Origin of the sequence: Tannockella kyphosi (genome assembly GCF_021054785.1) — a bacterium.
GTDB lineage: Bacteria > Bacillota_I > Bacilli_A > Erysipelotrichales > Coprobacillaceae > Tannockella > Tannockella kyphosi.
This window is the reverse complement of record NZ_CP088239.1, coordinates 1,065,708-1,088,428: the sequence shown is the minus strand read 5'-3', so window position 1 is coordinate 1,088,428 and position 22,721 is coordinate 1,065,708. Positions and strand designations below refer to the sequence as shown.

The window sequence follows — 22,721 nt, the reverse complement described above, 5'->3', positions numbered from 1 at the left end:
GATAAGTATGGAAAAGAATGCGAAAATATATATAGCCGGACATAGGGGTATGGTTGGTTCTGCAATTATGAGAAATTTAGTTGCGAGTGGTTATACAAATATTATTACTAGAACATCAAAAGAATTGGATTTAAGAAGACAAGCTGATGTAGAGGAATTTTTTGAAAAAGAAAAACCTGAATACGTATTCTTAGCTGCTGCTAAAGTAGGGGGAATTATCGCAAATAGTTTACACTTAGCAGATTTTATGTATGATAATATTTTATTAGAAATGAATGTGATTAATGCAGCATGGAAAAATAACTGTAAGAAATTATTATTCTTAGGTTCATCATGTATTTATCCAAGACTTGCAACACAACCAATGAAAGAAACATGCTTACTTACAAGTGCATTAGAGCCTACAAATGAGGCTTATGCACTTGCGAAGATAAGTGGGTTAAAATATTGTGAATATTTAAATCGTCAGTATAACACGAATTTTATTAGTGCTATGCCTACAAATTTATATGGGCCTAATGATAACTATCATCCAGAACATTCTCATGTATTACCAGCACTAATTAGACGTTTCCATGAAGCAAGAGAGAATAATGTAGAAACAGTTACTTGTTGGGGAACAGGAACTCCTTTACGTGAATTCTTATATGTAGATGATTTAGCAGAAGCTTGTATCTTTTTAATGGATAACTATGAAGGGAATGAAACAGTAAACTTAGGTTCAGGACAAGAGTTATCTATTAAAGAATTAACACAACTAGTTGCTAAGACTACTGGATATCAAGGGGAAATCTTATGGGATACAAATAAACCTGATGGAACACCTCGTAAGTTATTAGATGTTAGTAAATTAGAAAACTTAGGTTGGAAAGCTACTACTACATTAGAACAAGGAATAGAATTATCTTATCAAGATTTCTTAAATAATGAAGTAAGAGCTGAAAGATAAAAGAGGATAAGACAATGAATATTGTATTATTATCAGGAGGAAGTGGAAAACGTTTATGGCCACTATCAAACGATATTCGTTCCAAACAATTCATTAAAATGTTTGAAACAGAAGATCAACAATATGAATCAATGGTCCAAAGAGTCTATCGACAAATAAAAGAAGTAGATAGTGATGCAAACATCACTATCGCTACTTCTAAGTCACAAGTTTCAGCTATTAAAAATCAATTAGGTAAAGAAGTTGGTGTTTGTGTTGAACCTTGTCGAAGAGATACTTTTCCGGCTATTGCATTAGCCGCGTCGTATTTAAAAGATTGTCGTGGAATATCAGAAGATGAAGTGGTAGTGGTATGTCCAGTAGATCCATATGTAGAATTACCTTACTTTCAGACATTAGAAGATCTTAGTGAATGTGCTAAAACTAGTAGTGCAAATATGGTATTAATGGGAATTGAACCTACTTATCCTAGTGAAAAGTATGGATATATTATTCCTAAAGATAAACAAAATGTAAGTAAAGTAGATTTATTTAGAGAAAAGCCTTCAACAGAATTAGCGAAAGAATATATAGAACAAGGAGCTTTATGGAATGGTGGAGTATTTGCCTTTAAACTAGGCTATATGTTAAATCGTGCTCATGAACTTATTGATTTTATAGATTATCAAGATCTATTTTCTAAATACGATACATTAGAAAAAATCAGTTTCGACTATGCAGTAGTCGAACATGAAGAAAAAATTAATGTAATGCGTTTTTCAGGAGAATGGAAAGATTTAGGGACTTGGAATACTTTAACAGAAGCAATGAATAGTCCTAGTATAGGTGAAGCCATTATGAATAATGAATGTGAAAACGTTCATGTTCTAAATGAACTTAATGTACCAATACTATGTATGGGACTAAAAGATGTGGTAATATCAGCTAGTCTTGAAGGAGTATTAGTATCTGATAAAGAACAATCAAGTTATATTAAACCGTTCGTAGAAAACATTCATCAACGAATTATGTTTGCAGAAAAATCATGGGGAAATTTCCGCATAGTAGATGTAACTAAAGAAAGTTTAACTATTAAAGTTACTTTACAGAACGGTAATAGAATGAACTATCATAGTCATGAATTTAGAGATGAAGTATGGACAGTTATATCAGGCCAAGGAGTAGTGATCTTAGATGGTATCAAAAAAGATATTACTATGGGTGATATAATAAGCATAAAAGCAGGATGCAAACATACAGTAATAGCGAACACTGAATTAGAATTAATTGAGGTGCAAATCGGTAAAGAATTATCGGTAGAAGATAAGACTAAATACGATTTCCCTATGTAATACACCTGCTATGGGTATCATAGCGGGTTTTTGGTATATAAAATGAAAGGGGATAATAATATGAAAGAATTCATCAACAAAAATTATCAATTATGGTTAGAAAAAGCAACAGATCAAACAGTAATAAAAGAATTAAAAAGCATTGAAAATAATGAAACAAAAATAGAAGATGCATTTTATAAAGAATTAGAATTCGGTACAGGTGGTCTTCGTGGTGTATTAGGTGCTGGTACAAATAGATTAAACATTTATACAGTAGCTAAAGTATCACAAGGACTTGCAAACTACGTAAAACAAAACTTCCAACCAAAAGACTGGAAAATAGCCGTATGTTACGATTCTCGTAACATGTCTAAAGAATTCGCTGAAGTATCTTCAGGAGTATTTGCAGCCAATGGTATTACTGCACATATCTTCAAAGAATTAATGCCTACACCATGTTTATCTTATGCCCTAAGAGAATTAAACTGTGCTTCTGGTATCATAATTACTGCATCACATAACCCAGCTAAATATAACGGATATAAAGTATATGGTGCGGATGGATGTCAAATAACTACCCAAGCAGCAACACTTATCTATAAAGAAATACAAGCAACAGATGTCTTCAAGGATGTAAAGAATCTAGATTTCAATGAAGGACTATCTACTTCTAAAATACAATATATATCTGATGATATATATACTAACTATACAAAAGAAGTATTAAATCAATCATTATTAGGAAATCATCAAGTAGATAAGAATATATCTATCGTATATACACCACTACATGGTGCAGGGTTAAAACCTGTCATTCGTGCTCTCAGTGAGGGTGGATATACAAATATAAAAGTAGTAAAAGAACAAGAACAACCAGATGGAAACTTTACAACATGTCCATATCCTAATCCAGAAATAAAAGAGACATTACAACTAGGTATTGAATATGCAAAGAAATATGATGCTGATTTAGTATTAGCCACTGATCCTGATTGTGATCGAGTAGGTATAGCAGTAAGAGACTTTAAAGGAGAATTAGTATTACTAAGTGGTAATGAAGTAGGTATCTTATTATTAGATTATATATGTAGAAGACGTGTTGCTTTAAAAACAATGCCAAAAGATCCAGTATTAGTAAAGACGATTGTAAGTACTGATATGGCAGAAGTAATTGCTAAATCTTATGGAGTACGTACAATTGATGTACTAACAGGATTTAAGTTTATTGGAGAACAAATAGGTATCTTAGAAAAAGAAGGAAATATGGATTCTTATATTTTTGGTTTTGAAGAAAGTTATGGTTATTTAAGTGGTCCTTATGTTAGAGATAAAGATGCAGTAAATGGAGCATTCTTAATATGTGAAATGTTCGCCTATTATGAATCTTTAGGATTAACTTTATTAGATATATTAGAAGACTTATATGAAGAATTTGGTTATTCTTATAACACTTTATATTCTTTTGAATTTGAAGGATCACAAGGATTTAAAAAAATGCAAAATATCATGAAAGATATGCGTTGTGGTATTGATGCAATAGGTACTAAAAAAGTCTTAGAATTAGTTGATTATAATGGTGGTTTAAATGGTTTACCTAAATCAGATGTATTAAAGTTTGTTCTAGAAGGAAATAACTCTATTATTGTTAGACCTTCAGGAACGGAACCTAAAATAAAACTATATATTTCTGTAAATGCAGAAAATAGAGAAGCTGCTAGTATCATGGCTACTAGAAAACTAACAGCGTTAAAAGAAAGATTAGTCTAAATATAGATGCAATAAACATTGCATCAGCAATGCATTGTTGCTATAATGGCAAAGATATTATAATACATACTAAAATGGTATGATTTATAAAAAATATTGAAAAGGGGTAAACATGGAAGAAGAAATAACAATAGACTTAAAGATATTATTAAAAGCATTGTTAAATAAAGGCTGGATTATTATGATAGCTATTATTCTAGGAGCAGCTACGATGTATAGCTATAGTAGCTATGCAAAGACACCTTTATATCAAGCAGATGTAAAACTATATGTAAATAATAGTACGTTTTCTTTAGGAAGTACTTCTTATAGTATTTCTAGTGGAGAATTATCAGCTGCTCAAAGCTTAATAGAAACATATATAGTAATCTTACAAACAAGAACAACGATTAATGAAATTATAGATGAAGGAAACTTTGATTATACATATACTGAAATGGTAAGTATGATTAGTGCAGCATCAGTAAATAGTACAGAAGTATTTAGTGTAACTGTTACCAGTGAATCTCCTAGCGATGCATCTGCTATCGCTAATACAATAGGACTAGTATTGCCTGAATCTATTTCAAATGTAGTAGATGGTAGTGATGTACGTATTGTAGATTATGCGGTAACACCCGTAAGTCAATCATCACCAAGTACATCAAAAGATACGATAATGGGTGCTATGCTTGGATTAGTTATTGCAGTAGGGATTATCGTTGTAGCAGCATTATTTGATAACACGATTCGAAGTGAAGACTATATTACACAAACAATTGATTATCCAATACTGGCATTTATTCCGGAAGATGGAGCAAATACTTCATACTATGGTAAAAAGAAAACAAAGATAGGAAATAGATAAAATGGCGAAACTAAATAAAGTAAGTGATACTGTTGATGCAAGATTTATTTATCCTAATATTCCTTTTGCAATAACAGAAGCGTATAAGATGTTACGTACAAACATTGACTTCTCTTTTACAGAAGATATAAAATGTCCAGTTATTGGTATTACTAGTGCAATAAAAGGAGAAGGTAAAACTGCAACAAGTATTAACCTAGCATATGCTCTAGCAGAGACAAATAAAAAAGTATTATTTATCGAAGCAGATATGCGATTACCTAGTGTTTCTAAATACTTAAAAGTATCAATGAAAGATGGATTATCATCCATCTTAACAGGTGTCCAAAAAAATACAGTATCATGCATCGTATCAGATAAAACATTCTCAAATCTAAACTTTATATTTAGTGGACCCATTCCACCTAATCCTGCTGAATTACTAAATTCAAATAGTATGAAGAAAGTATTAGAAGTACTAAAAGAAGAATATGATTATATTATAGTAGACTTACCTCCAGTATCTGTAGTATCAGATCCAGTTATTGTATCTAAATATACAGATGGAATGGTTATTGTAAGTAGACAAGACTATAGTGAAAAGAAAGCATTAAATCATGCTATTTATCAACTAAAATTTGTAAATGCTAAAATATTGGGTATCGTATACCGTGGATATAAAGAAGCAAGTTTTGGTTATAGTAAGAAATATGGAAAAGGATATTCATACGAATAAAGTTAAAAAGGATAGACTTCCATAGTCTATGTTATAAGAACTTATAAAGAAAATCGAGTAAAGCACTAGTTGTCCTAATGTGTATAGGATAATTAGTGCTTTATTATTTTATGATTATTTTTTTTGTTATGAGCATCTTGTAGGATATCTTATTTTGATAAAATTCTAAAAGAAGGTAACTATATTTATACAGATATTCTTATTTTGCTCATTAGGAGTAGAAAAATGATGTATTACATACAATAAAAAGTATTCTTGTTGATTATCACAAAAAATGATGTACAATGTAGTAAGTATTTAGAGGGGGAATTATATGTTTAGAAGAATGAAAAAGTTTTTGTCGTATTATCGACCATACTTAAAACTATTTAGTCAAGATATGTTCTGTGCTTTTGTAGCAAGTTCTATCACTTTATTATATCCACTTATTATAAGATATATAACAGGTGTTGTCTTATTAGAAGAAGTAGTAGAAGTAACAATTATTTATAAATTATCTTTATTTTTATTAATAGCTATTGTTATTGAAGGATTATGTAATTATTTTATAGCATATCAAGGACATGTAATGGGTGCTTATATGGAAAGAGATTTACGTAATGAAATGTTTAGTCATTATCAAAAATTATCATTTGGTTTTTATGATGAACAAAAAACAGGACAGTTAATGTCACGTATTACAAATGATTTGTTTTCTTTAACAGAATTGTGGCACCATGGTCCAGAAGACCTTATTATTAGTCTTGTTAAGTTTGTAGGAGCTTTCCTTATTTTATTAACGATTCATGTTCAACTTACTTTCATTATTTTTGCTTTTATTCCTGCAATGATACTTTTTGCTTTCTATTATAATCGTAAAATGAAACGTGCATTTAAACGTAACAAAGAAACGATTGGTAATATTAATGAGACTATTGAAGATAATTTATCAGGTATTCGTGTTGTAAAAAGTTTTGCGAATGAACAAAGAGAAATGGAAAAATTTCATCATTCAAATAGTCAATATGTAGCAAGTAAAGATAACAGTTATTCTTACATGGGAAAATATCATGGAGGGTTGGGTGTTTTTATTAGTTCTATTTCTTTAGTAGTTATTTTCTTTGGTTCTTTATATGTAGCAAAGGGGAGTTTAGATATTTCTGATTTAGTAGCATTTATGTTATACATAACAAATCTAACGGATCCTATTAAAAAACTAATTAACTTTACAGAACAATTCCAAGAAGGTGCAGCTGGTTTTGATCGTTTTATGGAAATTATGGAAGTAGAACCTGAAATCCAAGATAAAAAAGATGCTAAGCTATTACATGATGTTACAGGAAGTATTCATTTTGAAAATGTATTTTTCCGTTATAATGATAAAATGGATTATGTTCTAAAAAATATTAATTTAGATATTAAAGCAGGACAATATATTGCTTTTGTTGGTACATCAGGTGTTGGAAAAACTACTATTTGTTCTCTAATACCAAGATTCTACGAATTAACTAGTGGTAAAATAGAAATAGATGGGCAATCTATAGAAGATGTTACACTTTCTTCATTACGTCATAATATTGGTATTGTACAACAAGATGTTTATTTGTTTGCAGGATCTATTATGGATAATATCCGTTATGGTAATTTAAATGCAACAGACCAAGAAGTAATAGAAGCTGCTAAAAAAGCCAATGCTCATGATTTTATTATGGACTTAGAACATGGTTATGATACAGATTGTGGTCAACGTGGTATTAAGTTATCTGGTGGTCAAAAACAACGTTTATCAATAGCAAGAGTATTTTTAAAAAATCCTCCAATTTTAATCTTTGATGAAGCAACTAGTGCATTAGATAATGAAAGTGAACATGTTGTTCAAAAATCATTAGAATCACTAGCTAAAAATAGAACTACATTAGTGATTGCACACCGTTTAACAACAATCCAAAATGCGGATCGCATTCTGGTTTTAGGTGAAAATGGAATCATTGAAGATGGGAATCATCAAGCCTTATTAGATCATAAAGGACAATATGCATCTTTATTTCATCGACAATTTCAATAAATTACATTTTTTTCTCCTTTCAAGCCATACTTATATTGAAAGGAGATTTTTATATGAAAAATATAGTTAAAAAAATAAGTTTCTTTTTGTTTTTAGTTTTATTAACAGCTTGTAGTAAATCAGAAATGATGGCACTAGAAGATGCTCAAACAAAAGCATTAGAGCAAATTAATGGGGATGTTCTAAGTTTTCAAGAAAACTTAGATGATCAAACACCACATTATTTATTTACAATTACACAAGATGGAAAAAACTATGATGTAAAAGTAGATGCAAGTGATGGAAGTATTATTTCAAAAGATTTAAGTGATATCCAAGAAGAAGAATTTGATGAAGATTCCGCACGTGACTTAGCATTAGAACAATTTGATCAAGCTACTATTAGTGATATCACTTATCAAGAAGAAGAAGGAACATATAGTGCTATTGTAAGTGATGGTGTTAATTATTATGAAGTTACTATTGATAAAGAATCAAAAGAAGTAACGGAAATAAAACAAAAAAGTACAGAGTAATTTTCATTTCTTGTAATTTATTTCTTTTTTAATAGAATCTTGTTATAATACAAAAAGGGGAAAGATATATAACTTCATTGTAGGTATATCAGGATAAATTATGGAAAAGAAATATATATTTTTTGATATTGATGGAACACTTACGAATCAAAATCCAGGTGGAATTGTTTTAGAATCAACAAAAAAAACATTACAAAAGCTAAGAGATAATGGTCATTTTGTAGCAATAGCTACTGGTCGTGGAGAACATTTTGCAAAGCCTTTTGCTATTGAAAATGGATTTCTAAATATGGTTAGTGATGGTGGTAATGGTGTAACATTGAATGGAGAAATTCAATGGATTAAACCATTAGATAGACAGTTATCAAAGGGAATAATCGATGAATTAATTGATAAGAACATTACTTTTGCTTGTCAAATAGACAATGAACAAGTTCTTTATAGTTGTAGTAAAGTAATCTATAGTTCAGAAATGCCACATACAATCAAAGAAATAGATAGTTTTCAAGATGTAAAAGATATTTATAAAATATTTATTAAATGTACTCTTGAACAAGAAGCAAGTTTACAAAGAGTACATGATTTAGGATATGTTCGTTATCATGAAACAGATATTATTGTGGAACCTTTAGATAAGTTTATTGGTATTCAAGATGTCATTAAACATTATCATGCTGATTTAAAAGATGTTGTTGTTTTTGGAGATGGAAAGAATGATTTATCAATGATGCAACAAGCTCATATGTCGATTGCAATGGGTAATGCAATTGATGAATTAAAAGAAATTGCTACCTTTGTAACGAAAAGAAATGATGACGATGGAATAGAATATGCTTGTAAACATTTTGGGTGGATAGACTAATGATTTATCTATTATATATGGTCGGAATTATTGCTTTTGTATTAGTAGGTTGTATTATTCTATTAAAAAGCAATGAATGGCTTCACGAAACACAAAAGAAATGGAAACAAAAAGAACAAGAGATTCTAACTACAAATCATCAATTAGATGATATTCAAATCCAATTAGATAGCATCAATCCAGTTTTAGAAAAATCAAATGAAATAATTAAAAAAGTAATCAAAGATTAAGAATCTCTTCGGAGATTCTTTTCATATTTTAAAGTTTTGTAAATATAGTACAAAGAGGTGGAATATGAAAAAACAAATGTTGTTACATACAACAAAGAATAATAATTATTTTGAAGGTTGGTATTATCGAATTAATTATGAAGATAAGAAATTAGTTGTTATTATTGGTTTAACAACTAAATATGCATTTATACAGTTATTTGATGAAACGTATTGTTATCAACTTATCAAATATAAACTAGAAGATTTCTATTATGATCATAATAAAGATTGTTTTTATATAGGGATAAATATGTTTAATGATCATCAATTATACTTATTAGATGAATCATTGATGATAAAAGCAAGAATACGTTTCTATCAACCTATAAAATTAAAAACTTCTAAGTATATACCTACGATTATGGGACCTTTTAGTTATCTAAGTACTATGGAATGTAATCATGGTATTATCTTTATGAATGCACTAATTGGAGGATATCTTTATCGAGAGAAGCAATGCTATGTAATGCACGGACAAGCGTATTTAGAAAAAGATTGGGGATCTAGTTTTCCTAAGCATTATATTTGGTTTCAAGCAAATGATAGTGAATCTAGTTTATTTGGTAGTGTTGCAAAGATACCTTTTTTAAAATCATCTTTTCAAGGTGTTATATTTGTCTATAAAACAATGGAAAAAGAATATTTGTTTGCTAGTTATTTAGGAGCAAGGGTTCGTTATATGCAAAGAGATAAAGAATATTGTTTTTTAGAAATAAAACAAGGAAGTATGTTAATGAGTATGGAAATAGAGTGTTCGAAAGGTTGCAACTTACAAGCACCTAAATTAGGAGAAATGGTAGAAATCGTGAATGAAAGTATTGACGCTAATATCGAGTTTATGATTCGTAAAAAAGAAGAAGTTATCCTTGAAAAAAGTTATCAAAATGCTGGTTTTGAGTTTCGTTAAGTTATCTTTAAAGAGTTGCATAGCTATTCAAAATGTTATAAAATAAAAACATAAATTAGGAGAATAGATAATGGAACTAGTACTAATTGGTGGGCAGTATAAAAGAATAGCAGCCTTTATTGAAACACATTTATTTATTGATTTAGAGGTAAAAATCACGAAAGTAAAACAACCTCGCATTTATTTAGAAGTAACTACACAGGAGGAATTTGAAGTAGTTCAACGGAAAATAAAACATACTATTATGAAAGATTTAATTTTAAGTAGAGCTTTTTTTGAAATTTATCCTATCTTTGAAGGAAAAGTAGATTTTGCTAGTTATTTATCACCAGAAAGAAAAAAGAAACTAGCTTATTATAAGGAGGAAGTATAATGAAAGTAGCAGTTATTTTAGCAAATGGATTTGAAGAAGTAGAAGCACTTTTGGTAGTCGATGTTTTGAGAAGATTAGATATACATGTTGATACAATAACTATTAATAAAGATTATCCTGTAAAAAGTAGCCGTAATGTTACTGTATTAGCAGATAAACTACTAGATAATGATATCTATGAATATGATATGATCATTTTACCTGGTGGAATGCCAGGAGCAACGAATATGCGAGATGATTGTCGTGTTATCGAAGCTTTGCAATATTTCGATCAAGAAAATAAATATATCGGTGCTATTTGTGCTGCTCCTATTTGCCTTAGTAAAGCAGGTATTCATAAAAACAAAAACCTCACTAGTTATCCTGCAAAAGAGTTTGAGGATGTCTTAAGTGAAGCTAATTATTTAAATCAAGCTGTTGTTATTGATGGAAAGTTAATTACGAGTCAAGGACCAGCAACTACTTTTGAATTTGCATTTGCGATTGCTAATATGCTTGGCAAAGATACAAGTTCTTTAAAACAAGCAATGTTATATTCAAAATAAGAAAGCAAAAAAGTATGCGGGGGAGCATACTTTTTCTATTATTTTCACGTAAGGGTGATAATAGGGGTATGTTAGTGTAAATGCGATTCACCTAACAGCCTAATTATAGCATACAGACCATTAATGTAAAGGGTTTCATCAAAAAAAACCAAAAAAAATGATGAATAAAAAAACTATCATGGTATACTATTCTTGGTGATGAAAATGAAGAAATTAATAGTACAAGAAAATGATGCAAATCAAAGAATAGATAAGTATTTAAAGAAAATTTTAGAAAATGCTCCTAGTAGTTTAATATATAAAATGTTAAGAAAAAAAGATATTAAAGTAAATGGTTCTAGGATTAATGAAAAATATATCGTGCAACTAAATGATGAAGTAAGCTTATTTTTACATGAGGATAAATTCCTTGAATACACAAAGCAAAAAGAAGTAAAAGATATTGAAATTAGCTTTGAGGTACTATATGAAGATGACCAAATATTAGTAGTTAATAAATCAGCTGGTTTATTAGTACATGAAGATATTAATGAATCATTAAATACATTATCTAATCAAGTGTTAGCTTATTTAAATAAAAAAGGGGAATTAGATTTATCGAGAGAAAACTCATTTATGCCTGGGCCAGTTCATCGATTGGATCGTAATACGAGTGGAATCGTTATATTTGGAAAAACATTAGATGCCCTGCAAACTTTAAATGAAATGGTAAAACAAAGACATTGTATTGATAAAGAATATTGTACAATTGTAAAAGGGTATCTTAAACAAGAAGCACTTTTAGAAGACTACATTGTAAAGATTAAAGATGAATCTAGAGTCAAGTTAGTAAACAAAGATACACCAGGTGCTTTATCAATGAAAACAATTATTAAACCAGCAAAGAGTAATTATGAATATACAGAAGTGTTTGTTAAGTTAATAACAGGGAGAACACATCAAATTCGTATCCATTTATCAAGTATTGGACATCCTATTATAGGAGATCGTAAATATGGAGATTTCCAATTAAATCGAGAACTTACCAAAACATTGCAATTATCACATCAATTATTACATGCATATTCTATTACTTTTGTAAAACCTTTCGGAAAATTAAGTTATTTACAAGATAAAAAGATTATTTGTCCTGTTCCAAAAATGTATCAAAATATTAAAATAAAACTATTATAAAAGGTATCGATAGATGCCTTTTTATTTTATTTATGATAAATATTTATTTTATCAATAATTATTTATATTAATAAAATTATATGCTATAATCAGTGAAATAGATGAGATGTCTATGGGGGAATACAATATAAATCATAATATTAGGGAGGAAAAAATTATGAATTTTGTTTTTTTATCGCCGAATTTTCCTGAAAATTATTATCATTTTACACAGGGATTAAAAGCAAATGGGGTTTCTACTTTTGGGGTTGGAGATGCGCCTTATGAAGAATTAAGAGAAGAATTAAGACAATCTCTAGATGATTATTATAAAGTAAGTGATTTAGAAAACTATGATGAAGTATATCGTGCAGTAGCATTCTTGACTCATAAATATGGTAGAATTGATTTTTTAGAATCAAATAACGAGTATTGGTTAGAAAGAGATGCAAGTTTAAGAACTGATTTTAATATCAAAGGATTAAATGAAGAAACAATTAAATCAATTCGTTATAAAAGTGGAATGAAAGCTGTTTATGAAAAAGCAGGGTGTAAGGTTGCTCGTTATCATTTAACAAATGATTTAGAAGCAGGCTTTGAATTTGTTAAAAAAGTAGGATATCCAGTTATTGTAAAACCAGATAATGGGATGGGGGCTGCAACTACTTTTAAAATCAATAATGAAGAAGAACTAAAAGATTTTTATAAAACAAGTTATCCTTATCAAATGATAATGGAAGAATTTGTTTGTGGAGATTTATTATCTTATGATGGAATTGCGGATAGTAATAAGAATGTTGTTTTTGAGACACAAAATATTTATCCAACACCAATTATGGATATAGTAAATGAACAAAAGGATACTTATTTTTATTCTTTAAAAGAAGTAGAAACAGATGTTCGTGATATTGGTCAAAGAGTAGTAAAAGCTTTTGATACAAATAGTCGTTTCTTTCACTGCGAATATTTCCGTTTAACTCAAGCAAAAGAAGGTTTGGGAGAAGTTGGAGATATTGTAGGCTTAGAAGTGAATATGAGACCACCAGGTGGAAATGCACCAGATGTAATGAATTTTGCTAGACAAATTAATGTTTATCAATTATGGGCAAATATGATTGCTTTTGATGATGCTAAATATGATTTAAATCATCCAAGTTGTCATGCTGTTTTCTCATCAAGAAGAGATGCACATCATTATGATGTACCATTAAATGAAGTAGTTAGTAAGTATGAAGGAAAAATTTATATGAATCAAAGATGTCCAGAAGCATTAGCTGGGGCAATGGGGAATGATATATTAATTGGTTGTTTTGATACAATGGAAGAAGTATATCAATTTGTAAAAGATGTAAATGAAAATCACTAAGGGGAATAGAAATGTATACAGGATATTATAAAGAATATAGTTATAACTTAAATCGTGAAATGGAATTTAAAGTATATGGACATGCTGGTAAAAGAATATTAGTTTTTCCTGCCCAAGATGGAAGATTTTTCGATTATGAGAATTTTAAAATGGTGGAAACAATCCAAGATCATTTAGAAAATGGAACAGTACAATTGTTTTGTGTAGATTCTATTGATTTAGAAACATTTAGTGCAAATGGAGATCATGGATGGCGTATTGGTCAATTTGAAAATTATTTTAGATATATTTGTGAGGAATTATATCCTCGTATTTATCAAATATCATATGAAACAAGCGGATTATCTAGAGGCGATAAGGTTGTTACTACAGGATGTAGTATGGGGGCAACTCATGCAATGAATTTCTTCTGTCGTCGTCCAGATTTATTTGATGGTACAATGGCAATGAGTGGAATTTATCATGCTGGATTCTTTTTTGAAAACTATCAAGATGGAAGAGTTTATGAAAATTCACCATTAGACTTTTTACCAAATTTAGCTTGGGATCACTATTATAAAGATTTATATCGTACTAGTAAAATCTATGTTACGATTGGACAAGGTAGATGGGAAGATGAGTGTTTAGAAGATACTAGAAAGTTAAATAATGTCTTTTTACAATTAGATATTCATAACGCTATTTTTGATTATTGGGGATATGATGTCGATCATGATTGGCAATGGTGGCGTGTACAATTAAGACATGTTATTGAATATTTTAAAGATTAGGGGAAATACAATGATTATAAAAGAAAATATGGTGATTACACCATTTCAATTAGAAAGAACAATCCATATTTATGTACCTGATCATTTAGAAGAAGATCAAAGATGTAAGGTTGTTTATATGTTTGATGGACATAATCTATTTAATGATGAAGATGCAACATATGGTACTTCATGGGGGATTAAAGACTATTTAGATTATCATGATGAACCAATCATTATTGTTGGAATTGAATGTAATCATGAAGGAAATGATCGTTTGTGTGAATTTAGTCCCTATGATTTTAATGATCGTGTTTGGGGTAAAGTAGAAGGTAGAGGAAAAGCTTTAACAAAATGGATTGTAGATGAATTAAAGCCAACTATTGATGCTAAATACCCAACCCTGATTCAAAGAGAAAATACAGCGATAGCTGGTAGTTCAATGGGTGGTTTAATGTCTATTTATGTTGGTATGTCTGCTTCGACAACTTTTGGAAGTGCAGCTTGTTTATCACCATATTTACCATATGTTTATCGTCGTTTATATCGTGAAATAGAAAAAACAGATGTCACGAATACAGTTTTTTATATTAGTTGGGGTGCTTTTGAATGCAATACACACCGTAGATTAGCTAAATACTCGGAACAAGTTTTATCAATAGCTAGACTTTTAACGAAAAAAAGAAATTTTGTTTATCCTCATCTATATGAATATCAAGATCATAGTGAAGGTGCATGGGCAAATGAAACAGCAATTTGGATGAAAGAAATTGGTTTTATGGGATAAAGATGTTTTAAAATAAGAAATTTTTATTAAAAATAGGTTGACATTATTTTTAGATAGTTGTATTGTATGACATATACAAAAAACTCAATGACAAAGAGAGTAGTTTAATAAATACTTGTAGCGAGCTAATGATGGTGAAAGATTAGCAGAAATTGTTAAATGAAACGCACTTTCGAGAGAGATATCTGAAATTAGTAGGATATCTAGTAAGCTTACTTTACAAGCAAGAGTGGATATAGCAATATATCAACAAGAGTGGTACCGCGGAATATTTCGTCTCTTAGTTTTAAACTAAGAGGCGTTTTTTATTTATCGCAAAGAAATTGGGAAATGGGGAAAGAAAAATGAAAAAATTATGGAAAGTTTTATTAGCAAGTTTTATGGTAGTAGGTTTAGTAGGGTGTTCAAGTGATGAAGAATCAAGTGAAGATGAAACAGTAATGGTATATGTAGGGATTTCACCAGATTATCCTCCATATGAATCAGAAGATACAGATGGAAATATTGTTGGATTTGATCCAGATATGTTAGAAATCTTAGAAGTTTATATGAATGAAGGAGATACTCAATATGAATTTGAATTAGTTTCTATGTCATTTGATAATATTGTTACTCAAATCCAAGCTGATCAAATTACGATTGGTTTATCAGGATTTACTTATAGTGAAGATAGAGCAGTTGAATGGTCTATTCCTTATACAGCTACTAGTCAAGTAGCAGTAGTAAATGCAGATAGTGATATTACTTCTATTGATGATTTAGAAGGAAAAACTTTAGGAGCACAAACTTCAACTACTGGAGAAGATGCAGCGAATTCAGTAACTGATGCAGAAGTTGTTTCTTTATCAGATGTTAAAATGTTATTTGAAGGTTTAAATTCATATGCTTATGATGCAGTTATTGTTGATATTGCAGTAGCTCAAGAATATGCAGATGCTTCAGGATATGTTGTATTAGAAGAATCATTAATGGATGAAATGAATTATATTATTGCTAAAGAAGGAAATACTGAAATTATCGATGCTTTAGATGCAGCTTTAGAAAAATTCATTGCTTCTGATGATTATGATTCATTAACAACAACTTACGGATTAAAAAAATTAACAGACTAGAAGTCTAAAAAGGAGATAGTATGTATTCAGCATTTAGTAGTGTATGCACTCCCGAAAATTTAATGTATTTATTAAAAGGGGCTGTGATATCTTTGGTTATCGCAGCACTATCTCTTTGTATAGGAACTATTTTTGGGATTATTGGAGCCTCGGCTAAATTATCAGAAAATAAAGTGTTTCGTTTTTTAGGAAATCTTTATGTAGAAATTATTCGTGGGACACCATTTTTAGTTCAGTTAACTTATATTTATTTAGCTTTTCCATTGTTATATATGGCAATAACAGGAAATATTATTCGTCAAAATTTATATGTTGTAGGGTTAGCAGCCCTGTCTATTAATAGTGGGGCTTATACTACAGAATTAATTCGTAGTGGTATTATAGGTATTGATAAAGGACAGTTTGAAGCAGGGGAAACATTAGGTTTAACGAAAGCTCAAACAATGCGTATGATTATCTTACCACAAGCTTTTAAAAGAATTGTTCCACCATTAGTTAGTGAGTTTATTACTTTAGTAAAAGATTCTTCTTTAATTAGTACAATTGGAGCAGTAGAATTAATGAAATCAGCGATGGTTTTAGGAGGAGTATATTATGATTACTTATCTTCTTTAACAATTGCTGCTGGTTATTATTTAGCAATGACGTTATGTATTTCTTTCTTTGCAAGAAAGTTAGAAAGGAAGTTGGCTGAAAGTGATTAAAGTAGAAAATATTAATAAGAACTTTGGTTCTTTACATGCAGTAAATGATGTTTCTTTAGAAATTAAAAAAGGTGAAATTGTTTGTTTAATTGGTCCTTCAGGATCTGGTAAAAGCACTGTATTGCGTTGTATTCATGGTTTAGAAACACCAGAATCTGGTAAGATTTATCTAAATAATCAACTGTTAGATAAATCAAATGCAGATTATCATGAATTAAGAGGAAAAATGGGCTTTGTTTTTCAACATTTCAACTTATTTCCACATAAAACAGTATTAGAAAACCTTACATTAGCTCCTATTCATGTTTTAAAAATGAGTGAAGCTGATGCCAAAGAAAAAGCTTTAGAATTATTAAAGAGAGTCGGTTTAGAAGATAAACAAGATGTTTATCCAAATAAATTATCTGGAGGTCAAAAACAACGTGTTGCTATTGCTAGATCACTTTGTTTAAATCCAGAAATCATGTTATTTGATGAACCAACAAGTGCCCTCGATCCAGAAACTGTAATTGAAGTACTTACTGTTATGAAAGAATTAGCTGATCAAGGGATGACAATGATTGTTGTTACTCATGAAATGGGATTTGCTAGAGAAGTAGCAAACCGTGTTATTTTCTTAGAGAATGGTAGTATTGTAGAAGAAAATGAGTCAAAAACATTCTTTAGTAATCCTGTTCATAATCGTACCAAAGAATTCTTAAGTAAGGTTATGTATTAATGAAATTAGATGTATTTGAAGTTGAAATGTGGATGACAGAACATGAAAATAATTGTCTTTATAATTTAGCAGATTCTTGTGTACCATCTTTATCCATACAAGACTTATTGGAGTATTGTGATAATAAAGATGAAATTATTCGTAATCTTATGGAAACAAAATTGGACTATGGTCCAATTATAGGTTCAAAAGAAGTAAGAGAAGGAATTTTGAATTTGTATAAAACAGGAAATATTGATCAAATAACGATTTGCCATGGCTGTACGAGTGCTATTGAATTGGTTATTCAAACAGTACTTCAACCAGGTGATCATATGATTACAGTAACACCAACGTATCAAATATTCTATTCTTATCCAGAATCATTTGGAATAGAAGTAGATAAAATAGAGTTAAAACAAGAAAATGATTGGATTCCTACGATTGATGATTTTGAATCATTAATCAAAGAAAACACAAAAATGATTGCACTTGTTTCACCAAATAATCCAACAGGAAAATGTTTGGATAATGAATTATTGCAAGAAATAGTTTTACTTTGTAAAAAACATCAACTATATTTTATGATAGATGAAGTATACCGAGGTATTTCTTATGATTATGAAATGGCAGTAAGTGATCTGTATGAACTAGGTATTTCCGTTAGCTCCTTATCAAAGTGTCTTGGTTTTGCAGGATTGAGATTAGGATGGGTTAAATCAAATGAACAATTGATTGGTTTGATTAATGAACGTCGTGATTATACTTTGATTTCATCAGGATATCTATATGACTATCTGGCAAGTATTGCTTTAAAACATTATTCGGCGATTATTGCCAAACAAATAGACCGTGTTCATAACAATAGAGTATTATTAAAAGAATGGTTACAACAAGAAGATTTACTTTCTGGTGTAGTACCAGAAGTAGGAACAATGATGTTTTTAAAGTATCATATTCCTATGGATTCGAAACTATTATGTACAACACTACAAGAAGAAACAGGTGTCTTTTTTGTCCCTGGAGGATGTTTTGGGGTTGAAAATCATTTGCGTTTTGGAATAGCTGGAGATTGGCAAGAAATTCATGCAGGATTAGAAATTTTTTCAAAATGGTTACATCAAAAAGCAGATTAATATCTGCTTTTTAGATACACAAAATAAAAGATCGTTAAGACACTTAAAAACAAAGTTAAAATAGTTCCAACCAACAAACTAATAGCAATACTAAATACACCATATGTACTAGCAAGTACATAAGTGAGTACTATTTCAATAGAACATTCAATAAAACTAATTGCAAAAATAATTTTATTCTTATTAAGTGCATGGATAACAGCACTTAATGGAGTTTGTAAGTAAAAAAGAATAAAGGGGATGGATAAGTATTGTAAGTAGCTAGCACCTTCTGTTGTATTATATAGAAAAGACAAGCATGTTTCTGGGAAAAAGTAAAATAAACAGGTAAAAGGAATACTAATACTAAAAGAACCTAACAGAGCTAATAGTAAATGAGAATGGATATTTTTGTAGTTATTAGTTACGACATCTCTTGTTACAATTGGCAAAAAGATACGATAAATAACATTATTAAAAAAAGTAGGTGTTATTAACAAAGATAGGACAAAACCATTTATAATAGCGTATTGATATTGTATTTGCGAAGACGATAAACGAGAGGAAAGTATCGAAAGTAAAATGATTGGTTCTAAAAATGAAACTAGACTATGATATAGCCTACTACCAGTTACTGGCAAAGCAATACTCATTATTTGTTTTACGATTAAATGTTCTTTAAAGTTTGGTAATAATTCAAAGAAGTACTTAGGCTTATTAGATAAACGAATAAACATATAAATAATACCAAACAGTTCACCAACTATCATGCTCATAACAGCAATAGAAACTAAGATACTATTATCATTATTTTGAATGTTTACTAAGGTAACACAAATAAAAAGAAGTCTCATTATTTCTTCAATCAATTGTGCTTTGGCTATTAAATAAATATTTTCTTTGGCAAGAAAATAGTTTTTTAAGATACCCGAAACTCCAATAAAGGGTATATAGATAGCTAAACATACAAGTGGTAAATATGCTTCTTTGTTATGTAACAAGGAGTTGCTTATATAAGGAGCGAATAGTATTAAACCAATACTGATAAAAAAACAACTAATAGAGCTAATGATACATCCTGTTATCATGACTTTTTTATTTTGATAGGTTGGATTAGCGATTAAGCGAAATATGGCAGAAGGAATACCTAATTGTCCTAGTGTAATACACATGGATAAAGAAGGCATTACTAAAATAAATAAACTTAGTGCTTCCATAGGTAAAATACGAGCTAATAAAATACGATTTAACATACTAAATAGCTTTGTAATAGCACTGCTGGTACTAAGAATAATAAATGAATTTATAATTTTTCTTTTCATAAAAACTCTTCCTTTATAGCGTATTTTGTCATATAATATAAATAGCTTTGATGTTGGTGGGGTGATAGTAATGGAAGGTAGTACGTTTAATAAAGGGGATTTTGATCACCTTATTCGTTTAAAAGCAAGACAACTTAGAAAAGAGTCACATAAAGGTATTACTGAAAAACAAATAAAAGAATATTTGTTTACAGTGAAATGGAATGATCTTGATAAAATGCCGATGTGTGCAATCGTGGATGATATAATGGGTTTAGGTTTTTCTGATTTATTTGGATTCTTAAGTGTTCAAGTAATTAAAGAAGCAAAAAATCTTAAACTTGAGGATTTTAAAGATTTTATTTCAAAATAGTTGCAGTGCAACTTTTTTTATTAGGAGGATATATATGGAATATAAAATAATAAAACCAACCAACCATTTACACTATATGCAACAATTTAGTATTCATTCCTTACTTGCAAAAGTATTCGCATATAAACAGTTGGATGATAAAACAGTAGAAAGCTTTTTAAAACCAAAGTTTCTTTATCATGATTATTCTTTATTAGAAGAATCAAGTGATGCTTTAGAGAGAATAGAAGAAGCTATTTTGAATAAGGAACGTATTTGTATTTATGGAGATTATGATTGTGATGGAATATTAGCGACTACTATTTTGGTGGAAGCATTTAAACAACGTGGGGTACAAGTTGGATATTATATTCCTGATCGTATAAGTGATGGCTATGGGATTACAGCTTATCGTGTGAGTCAAATGGCACAAAAAGGATATCAATTAATTATTACAGTTGATAATGGTGTAAAAGCCTTTGAGGCTGTTGAAATGGCTAATGAGTGTGGGGTAGATGTTATTATTAGTGATCATCATAGTTTTGATAGTGATTTACCAGATGCTTTTTGTGTTTTACATACAAAGCTTTCACCAAACTATCCATTCAAAGAAATTTCTGGAGGATTTTTAGCGTATAAACTTGCTTGTGCCCTGCTTGGCAAACATGATAAATATTTATATAGTTTAGCTAGTGTTACAGCAATTAGTGATATGATGCCGATGTTTGATGAAAATAGAGCTTTAGTGAAACAAGGATTGCAGTTTATGAAAGAAAATAAATATCCTGCATTAGAAGCTCTAAAAGGAGAAAAACAAGAATATAGTGTCCAAACTATTGGTTTTACTATTGCTCCTAAAATAAATTCTTTTGGACGTTTGTGTGAAATAATTAGTCCCAATAAATTAATTCCCTTCTTTGCTTTAGATGCTTCTCAAGAACTAATCGAATCTATTAGTAAAAAAGCAATCGAAATAAATAGTCAAAGACAACAACTTACCAATAGTCAATATAAACTTGTAAATCAAGATGCAAGTGATTATTGTTTATTTAGTTATGATAAAGATATTCATATTGGGATTATTGGTTTAATTGCTGGTAAGTACACAAGAGATTATTATCGACCTAGTTTTGTTATGCATTATGATAAAGCAAGTAATATTTATAAAGGAAGTGCAAGAGGAATTAAAGAGATTCCTTTAACAACTATCTTTGAAGAAACAAAAGAATATTTAGAAGGTTTTGGAGGGCATCAATTAGCTGGTGGTTTTAGTGTTAAAAAAGAAAATTTAGCTTTATTACAACAAGCAATTGAAAGTTCCATTATAAAACATTGTCCAATCATGCCAAAAGCAAATAAAGAAGTAATTGCAATAGATCAAAATGATTTAACAATACAAGCTATTAGACAATTAGAAGCATTACAACCAACAGGTCAAGGGAATCTAGAAGTTATTTATGCTTTAGAAAATATACAAATAGATCAAGTTATTACATTAAGTGCTGGAAAACATTGTAAATTCACATTCCAATTCAATGGACAAAAAATAGATGCTTTATATTTTAATGTTGGAAACAAATTAAATGAATATTTAACTTTAAAACAAGCAAACTTTATTGGAACTCTACAAATCAATGAATTTTTAGGAAAACAGTCTATAAATATGATTTTAGAGGCAATTATTTAGTTTTATTTATAAGTAAAATTTGTTATAATAACTCATATAAATAGGAGGAAGTACAAATGGATTTAACAAAGTATATTGCAGCAATTCAAGATTTTCCTAGTGAAGGAATTTTGTTTAGAGATGTAACACCTTTAATGCAAGATAAGGATGCTTATCGTGCAACAATTGATGAATTTGTTGAATGGGCTAAATCATTAAATGAAGAGATTCATATTGTTACAGGACCTGAAGCAAGAGGATTCTTATTTGGATGTCCGGTAGCTTATAATTTAGAAGCAGGATTTGTACCTGTACGAAAACCTGGCAAATTACCAAGAGAAACAGTGGATGAAAAATATGATTTAGAATATGGTTCTAATGAAGTTTCGATTCATTTAGACAGTATTCGTCCAGGTCAAAATGTTATCATAGTAGATGATTTATTAGCTACAGGTGGAACTGTTGAAGCAACTATTCATTTGATAGAAAGACTAGGTGGGAATGTTGTTGGTATCGCATTCTTAATTGAGTTAGAAGCTTTGCATGGTATTGATAAGTTAAAAGGGTATAACGTACATTCATTATTAAAATATTAAAAGAGAGAATCTCTC

Annotated in this window: 24 protein-coding genes and 1 other annotated feature; of the genes, 23 read left to right on the top strand and 1 reads right to left on the bottom strand. The window is 29.6% G+C overall.

The features are described from left to right. The first annotated feature begins 7 nt into the window (after positions 1-7). The 20 genes from LRR82_RS05545 to LRR82_RS05450 all read left to right on the top strand — a co-directional run bounded on the left by LRR82_RS05545 (position 8) and on the right by LRR82_RS05450 (position 18,812). Positions 8-949, top strand: coding sequence for a GDP-L-fucose synthase family protein (locus LRR82_RS05545; protein ID WP_249030537.1), 942 nt, complete (start codon positions 8-10; stop codon positions 947-949). Positions 950-963: 14 nt separating this feature from the next. Further along, on the top strand, positions 964-2,280 hold the full coding sequence (locus LRR82_RS05540; RefSeq protein ID WP_249030536.1) for a sugar phosphate nucleotidyltransferase: 1,317 nt from the start codon (positions 964-966) through the stop codon (positions 2,278-2,280). A 60-nt stretch (positions 2,281-2,340) separates the two neighbouring features. Next, a complete protein-coding gene (locus LRR82_RS05535; protein ID WP_249030535.1) occupies positions 2,341-4,029 on the top strand; it encodes a phospho-sugar mutase in 1,689 nt (562 codons plus the stop codon). A gap of 112 nt (positions 4,030-4,141) precedes the next feature. Then, positions 4,142-4,876, top strand: a complete 735-nt coding sequence (locus tag LRR82_RS05530) for a YveK family protein (RefSeq protein WP_249030534.1) — start codon at positions 4,142-4,144, stop codon at positions 4,874-4,876. Position 4,877: 1 nt separating this feature from the next. Further along, positions 4,878-5,591 carry a CpsD/CapB family tyrosine-protein kinase gene (locus LRR82_RS05525; RefSeq protein WP_249030533.1) on the top strand — a complete coding sequence of 238 codons (714 nt, stop codon included), beginning with the start codon at positions 4,878-4,880 and terminating at the stop codon, positions 5,589-5,591. A gap of 313 nt (positions 5,592-5,904) precedes the next feature. After that, positions 5,905-7,635 carry an ABC transporter ATP-binding protein gene (locus tag LRR82_RS05520; RefSeq protein ID WP_249030532.1) on the top strand — a complete coding sequence of 577 codons (1,731 nt, stop codon included), beginning with the start codon at positions 5,905-5,907 and terminating at the stop codon, positions 7,633-7,635. Positions 7,636-7,688: 53 nt separating this feature from the next. Next, positions 7,689-8,150, top strand: a complete 462-nt coding sequence (locus LRR82_RS05515) for a PepSY domain-containing protein (protein ID WP_249030531.1) — start codon at positions 7,689-7,691, stop codon at positions 8,148-8,150. Positions 8,151-8,250: 100 nt separating this feature from the next. Continuing rightward, on the top strand, positions 8,251-9,012 hold the full coding sequence (locus tag LRR82_RS05510) for an HAD-IIB family hydrolase (RefSeq protein ID WP_249030530.1): 762 nt from the start codon (positions 8,251-8,253) through the stop codon (positions 9,010-9,012). Beyond that, a complete protein-coding gene (locus tag LRR82_RS05505; RefSeq protein ID WP_249030529.1) occupies positions 9,012-9,242 on the top strand; it encodes a hypothetical protein in 231 nt (76 codons plus the stop codon). Before LRR82_RS05510 ends, LRR82_RS05505 begins: the two co-directional genes overlap by 1 nt. Positions 9,243-9,306: 64 nt before the next feature. Then, positions 9,307-10,191 carry a tocopherol cyclase family protein gene (locus LRR82_RS05500; RefSeq protein WP_249030528.1) on the top strand — a complete coding sequence of 295 codons (885 nt, stop codon included), beginning with the start codon at positions 9,307-9,309 and terminating at the stop codon, positions 10,189-10,191. Between the two features lie 70 nt (positions 10,192-10,261). After that, complete coding sequence (locus tag LRR82_RS05495; protein ID WP_249030527.1) at positions 10,262-10,564, top strand: hypothetical protein; 303 nt, start codon at positions 10,262-10,264, stop codon at positions 10,562-10,564. Further along, on the top strand, positions 10,564-11,109 hold the full coding sequence (locus tag LRR82_RS05490) for a DJ-1 family glyoxalase III (RefSeq protein WP_249030526.1): 546 nt from the start codon (positions 10,564-10,566) through the stop codon (positions 11,107-11,109). The genes LRR82_RS05495 and LRR82_RS05490 overlap by 1 nt, the downstream gene beginning before the upstream one ends. 204 nt (positions 11,110-11,313) lie before the next feature. Continuing rightward, positions 11,314-12,282, top strand: a complete 969-nt coding sequence (locus tag LRR82_RS05485) for an RluA family pseudouridine synthase (protein WP_249030525.1) — start codon at positions 11,314-11,316, stop codon at positions 12,280-12,282. A gap of 157 nt (positions 12,283-12,439) precedes the next feature. Further along, complete coding sequence (locus LRR82_RS05480) at positions 12,440-13,627, top strand: ATP-grasp domain-containing protein (protein ID WP_249030524.1); 1,188 nt, start codon at positions 12,440-12,442, stop codon at positions 13,625-13,627. Positions 13,628-13,638: 11 nt separating this feature from the next. Continuing rightward, positions 13,639-14,397, top strand: a complete 759-nt coding sequence (locus tag LRR82_RS05475) for an esterase family protein (RefSeq protein WP_249030523.1) — start codon at positions 13,639-13,641, stop codon at positions 14,395-14,397. Positions 14,398-14,407: 10 nt separating this feature from the next. Next, positions 14,408-15,163 (top strand): alpha/beta hydrolase, encoded by a 756-nt coding sequence (locus LRR82_RS05470; RefSeq protein ID WP_249030522.1) that lies wholly within the window; start codon positions 14,408-14,410, stop codon positions 15,161-15,163. A 78-nt stretch (positions 15,164-15,241) separates the two neighbouring features. Beyond that, positions 15,242-15,447 (top strand) — a binding site (T-box leader). Positions 15,448-15,507: 60 nt separating this feature from the next. Then, positions 15,508-16,275: a substrate-binding periplasmic protein gene (locus LRR82_RS05465; RefSeq protein ID WP_249030521.1), complete on the top strand. Its 768-nt coding sequence runs from the start codon at positions 15,508-15,510 to the stop codon at positions 16,273-16,275. Positions 16,276-16,295: 20 nt separating this feature from the next. Continuing rightward, complete coding sequence (locus LRR82_RS05460) at positions 16,296-16,979, top strand: amino acid ABC transporter permease (protein WP_249030520.1); 684 nt, start codon at positions 16,296-16,298, stop codon at positions 16,977-16,979. Continuing rightward, positions 16,972-17,697 (top strand): amino acid ABC transporter ATP-binding protein, encoded by a 726-nt coding sequence (locus LRR82_RS05455; protein ID WP_249030519.1) that lies wholly within the window; start codon positions 16,972-16,974, stop codon positions 17,695-17,697. The genes LRR82_RS05460 and LRR82_RS05455 overlap by 8 nt, the downstream gene beginning before the upstream one ends. Further along, positions 17,697-18,812 (top strand): aminotransferase class I/II-fold pyridoxal phosphate-dependent enzyme, encoded by a 1,116-nt coding sequence (locus LRR82_RS05450; RefSeq protein ID WP_249030518.1) that lies wholly within the window; start codon positions 17,697-17,699, stop codon positions 18,810-18,812. Before LRR82_RS05455 ends, LRR82_RS05450 begins: the two co-directional genes overlap by 1 nt. On the opposite strand, the gene LRR82_RS05445 is transcribed toward LRR82_RS05450, so the two are convergent. Then, on the bottom strand, positions 18,809-20,113 hold the full coding sequence (locus LRR82_RS05445; protein ID WP_249030517.1) for an oligosaccharide flippase family protein: 1,305 nt from the start codon (positions 20,111-20,113) through the stop codon (positions 18,809-18,811). The two genes, LRR82_RS05450 and LRR82_RS05445, sit on opposite strands and share 4 nt — an antisense overlap. 70 nt (positions 20,114-20,183) lie before the next feature. Here LRR82_RS05445 and LRR82_RS05440 point away from each other — a divergent pair, with 70 nt between their 5' ends. The 3 genes from LRR82_RS05440 to LRR82_RS05430 are packed head-to-tail and all read left to right on the top strand — an operon-like array spanning position 20,184 to position 22,706. Next, entirely contained in the window at positions 20,184-20,465 is a 282-nt protein-coding gene (locus LRR82_RS05440) for a post-transcriptional regulator (protein WP_249030516.1), read from the top strand. 34 nt (positions 20,466-20,499) lie between these two features. Then, positions 20,500-22,131 carry a single-stranded-DNA-specific exonuclease RecJ gene (gene recJ / locus LRR82_RS05435; protein WP_249030515.1) on the top strand — a complete coding sequence of 544 codons (1,632 nt, stop codon included), beginning with the start codon at positions 20,500-20,502 and terminating at the stop codon, positions 22,129-22,131. Positions 22,132-22,187: 56 nt separating this feature from the next. Beyond that, positions 22,188-22,706: an adenine phosphoribosyltransferase gene (locus tag LRR82_RS05430; protein WP_249030514.1), complete on the top strand. Its 519-nt coding sequence runs from the start codon at positions 22,188-22,190 to the stop codon at positions 22,704-22,706. Positions 22,707-22,721: the final 15 nt, after the last annotated feature.

Bases quoted from the DNA above. Each gene is read 5' to 3' on its own strand.
- LRR82_RS05510 (WP_249030530.1), top strand. From the start codon at position 8,251: ATGGAAAAGAAATATATATTTTTTGATATTGATGGAACACTTACGAAT.
- LRR82_RS05540 (WP_249030536.1), top strand. From the start codon at position 964: ATGAATATTGTATTATTATCAGGAGGAAGTGGAAAACGTTTATGGCCA.
- LRR82_RS05440 (WP_249030516.1), top strand. From the start codon at position 20,184: ATGGAAGGTAGTACGTTTAATAAAGGGGATTTTGATCACCTTATTCGT.
- LRR82_RS05460 (WP_249030520.1), top strand. From the start codon at position 16,296: ATGTATTCAGCATTTAGTAGTGTATGCACTCCCGAAAATTTAATGTAT.
- LRR82_RS05545 (WP_249030537.1), top strand. From the start codon at position 8: ATGGAAAAGAATGCGAAAATATATATAGCCGGACATAGGGGTATGGTT.
- LRR82_RS05530 (WP_249030534.1), top strand. From the start codon at position 4,142: ATGGAAGAAGAAATAACAATAGACTTAAAGATATTATTAAAAGCATTG.
- LRR82_RS05445 (WP_249030517.1), bottom strand. From the start codon at position 20,113: ATGAAAAGAAAAATTATAAATTCATTTATTATTCTTAGTACCAGCAGT.
- LRR82_RS05525 (WP_249030533.1), top strand. From the start codon at position 4,878: ATGGCGAAACTAAATAAAGTAAGTGATACTGTTGATGCAAGATTTATT.
- LRR82_RS05500 (WP_249030528.1), top strand. From the start codon at position 9,307: ATGAAAAAACAAATGTTGTTACATACAACAAAGAATAATAATTATTTT.
- LRR82_RS05450 (WP_249030518.1), top strand. From the start codon at position 17,697: ATGAAATTAGATGTATTTGAAGTTGAAATGTGGATGACAGAACATGAA.
- LRR82_RS05495 (WP_249030527.1), top strand. From the start codon at position 10,262: ATGGAACTAGTACTAATTGGTGGGCAGTATAAAAGAATAGCAGCCTTT.
- LRR82_RS05475 (WP_249030523.1), top strand. From the start codon at position 13,639: ATGTATACAGGATATTATAAAGAATATAGTTATAACTTAAATCGTGAA.
- LRR82_RS05490 (WP_249030526.1), top strand. From the start codon at position 10,564: ATGAAAGTAGCAGTTATTTTAGCAAATGGATTTGAAGAAGTAGAAGCA.
- LRR82_RS05470 (WP_249030522.1), top strand. From the start codon at position 14,408: ATGATTATAAAAGAAAATATGGTGATTACACCATTTCAATTAGAAAGA.
- LRR82_RS05515 (WP_249030531.1), top strand. From the start codon at position 7,689: ATGAAAAATATAGTTAAAAAAATAAGTTTCTTTTTGTTTTTAGTTTTA.
- LRR82_RS05430 (WP_249030514.1), top strand. From the start codon at position 22,188: ATGGATTTAACAAAGTATATTGCAGCAATTCAAGATTTTCCTAGTGAA.
- LRR82_RS05480 (WP_249030524.1), top strand. From the start codon at position 12,440: ATGAATTTTGTTTTTTTATCGCCGAATTTTCCTGAAAATTATTATCAT.
- LRR82_RS05465 (WP_249030521.1), top strand. From the start codon at position 15,508: ATGAAAAAATTATGGAAAGTTTTATTAGCAAGTTTTATGGTAGTAGGT.
- LRR82_RS05505 (WP_249030529.1), top strand. From the start codon at position 9,012: ATGATTTATCTATTATATATGGTCGGAATTATTGCTTTTGTATTAGTA.
- LRR82_RS05485 (WP_249030525.1), top strand. From the start codon at position 11,314: ATGAAGAAATTAATAGTACAAGAAAATGATGCAAATCAAAGAATAGAT.
- LRR82_RS05520 (WP_249030532.1), top strand. From the start codon at position 5,905: ATGTTTAGAAGAATGAAAAAGTTTTTGTCGTATTATCGACCATACTTA.
- recJ (WP_249030515.1), top strand. From the start codon at position 20,500: ATGGAATATAAAATAATAAAACCAACCAACCATTTACACTATATGCAA.
- LRR82_RS05535 (WP_249030535.1), top strand. From the start codon at position 2,341: ATGAAAGAATTCATCAACAAAAATTATCAATTATGGTTAGAAAAAGCA.